This window comes from Protofrankia symbiont of Coriaria myrtifolia, from assembly GCF_900634755.1.
GTDB classification, from domain to species: Bacteria; Actinomycetota; Actinomycetes; order Frankiales; family Frankiaceae; genus Protofrankia; species Protofrankia coriariae.
In genome coordinates, this window is record NZ_CAAAFS010000233.1 from 1 (window position 1) to 2290 (window position 2290).

At 67.2% G+C, this 2290-nt stretch carries 3 protein-coding genes; 2 read left to right on the forward strand and 1 reads right to left on the reverse strand.

Going from position 1 to position 2290, the window contains the following annotated elements; genetic code table 11:
* The first annotated feature begins 59 nt into the window (after positions 1–59).
* Entirely contained in the window at positions 60–1082 is a 1023-nt protein-coding gene (locus CM1CMNOD_RS13150; protein ID WP_013874099.1) for a carbohydrate ABC transporter permease, read from the forward strand.
* A 207-nt stretch (positions 1083–1289) separates the two neighbouring features.
* Positions 1290–1487 carry a hypothetical protein gene (locus tag CM1CMNOD_RS13155; RefSeq protein WP_013874100.1) on the forward strand — a complete coding sequence of 66 codons (198 nt, stop codon included), beginning with the start codon at positions 1290–1292 and terminating at the stop codon, positions 1485–1487.
* A gap of 345 nt (positions 1488–1832) precedes the next feature.
* Here CM1CMNOD_RS13155 and CM1CMNOD_RS13160 read toward each other — a convergent pair.
* Positions 1833–2290: cytochrome P450 (locus CM1CMNOD_RS13160; RefSeq protein WP_131774006.1), on the reverse strand; the 458-nt coding region annotated here is incomplete at its 5' end.

Sequence of the window (2290 nt, forward strand, 5' to 3'; positions counted from 1 at the left end):
GTTGTGGGGCGGGGAAGCGATGTCGCGGGAACTACCGCGAGGACTACGAGGAGTGATTCATGGCCGTCTCCACGCCGGACGCACCGGCGGCAGGCGACGCTGGTGTGCCGCCGCCCGGGCAACACAGCGGCGGGCAGCATGACGGCAGGAACCGTGACGACGGCGGGAACCGCGGCGGTGGCCGGCGCGGTGGCGGGGACCATGGTGGCGGACGCCGCTGGCGCCGGCACGGCCACCGCGGCCACGGCGGGGCCGGCGGGCCGGTCGGCGGCCGGTCACCGCTGAGCTCGTTCGTCGGCCATGCCGTCCTGGCCGTCCTCAGCGTTGCCTGCATCTTCCCGATCTGCTGGATGTACGCGACGTCGCTGCGCCGCCCCGGCGACATCTACGACACGTCGCTGCTGCCCTGGCCGCTGTCGATCGGCAACTACCGGCACGCCGCGGACGTGATCCCGATCGGGCAGATGCTGCTCAACACGTTCGTCGTGGCGTCGCTGACCGCCATCGGGCAGCTGCTGACCGGCCTGCTCGCCGCGTACGCCTTCACCGCCTGGCGCTTCCGCGGGCAGCGGCTGCTCTACCTGCTGTTCGTGGGGACGTGGCTGGTGCCGTTCCAGGTGACGATGGTGTCCAACTACACGCTGCTGTTCGAGTTCGGCCTGCTGAACACACTCGCCGAAGTGATCATTCCGACACTGTGCACAGCGCTCGGCGTCCTGCTGCTGCGCCAGCACATGGAAAGCTTCCCCAAGGAGGTGCTGGAGGCGGCCCGCGTCGACGGCCGGTCGTCCTGGTCGACGCTGTGGACCGTCGTCGTGCCCAACCTGCGGCCGGCGCTGGCGGCGCTGGGCATCGTGCTGTTCATCAACGCCTGGAACGAGTACTTCTGGCCGTCCATGGCGCTCCAGCAGGCAAACTCCATGATCCAGCTCGGGCTGCGCGGCTTCCTCGGCGGGACCGAGGGCAACGACTGGGGCGGGATCATGGCCGCCTCCGGGCTCGCCTGCCTACCGATCTTCGGCCTCTACCTGGTGCTCCAGCGACACATCGTCAACGCCTTCGTCCATTCCGGCCTGAAATAGGACGATCCTGAAGCTGAGTACCAGAATTCGAGGAGTACGTCTGTAGAAAAATACCAACTCCCCCACACCTATAAGGGGCGTTTCTCACACATCGTACGCATGGTGCCTGACATAGTCTGCTTCCACCACTGCCGGTAAGGTGCTCCGGACCGGGCCGGGCCGATTCCTCGACCCGGAGCGCCGTCCACACCGATGGATGGAGAGCCGATGGACGGAGAGACGGTCGATCACCTGCCCCTGCGGCCGGCAGCCTCCGGCACTTCCACACCGATCGAGTTCTTCGACGACCTGGCCGTGCTCCAACGGGTCGCCGACAGCCTCCGCGCCCTCGACCGGGACCTGCCCCCGGACGACGAGGCCCAGCCGCAGCCCGCTCGCCGGCAGGCCGGTGCCCCTGACCAGTGAGCGCCGTCCGCCAGAAGATGGCCCTGACAGCGACGCCGACTCCTACCCGATGTCGACCCTCAGAGGAGCGCCACCCTGAGCGCTCAGCCGCGAGCGAATGTGGTGCTACAGGTCGATCCCGTCGGGCCAGCCGGCGTCCTCGACTCGCCGACAAGGTCTGGCTGTTCACCACCAACTTCGCCGTCCCCTGAATCGACAACAACGCCTCGGAGGTGCGACACGAGGCTCGGACTTGTCATTAACGATCATGAACCGGTTCGACAGGGTGCCCGCGCACAGCGCGGAACCGATGCAGGCATCGTGATCTACCGCGATGCGCCGACGATCGGCCGTCACTCAAGCCTCTCACCAGCGGACCGGCAGGGCGCGCACCAGCCGATCCGACCGCCACTGCACCTCATCCGCCGGCACGGCCAGCCGCAGGCCAGGCAAGCGTCGCACCAGGGTGCCGAGCGCCACCTGCAACTCCAGCCGCGCCAACGGAGCGCCGAGACAATGGTGCGCCCCGTGCCCGAACGCGATATGGGGGTTGTCCGCGCGATCAAAGTCGAGCTCGTTCGGGTGGTCGAAAACCGCTTCGTCCCGGTTGGCCGAGTCCAGCTGTACCAGCAGAGCCTCACCGGCACGCACCAATTGTCCACCCAGCTCGATATCCTCGGTGGCAATCCGCGCAAGCTTGGCCGAAGCGTCGAGCGGAATATAACGCGACAGCTCTTCGACGGCCTGCGGTACCAACTCCGGATTGTCGACCAACCGCTGCCAGTACTGCCGTCGTGCCAACAACGTGTAGATGAAATTGGGCT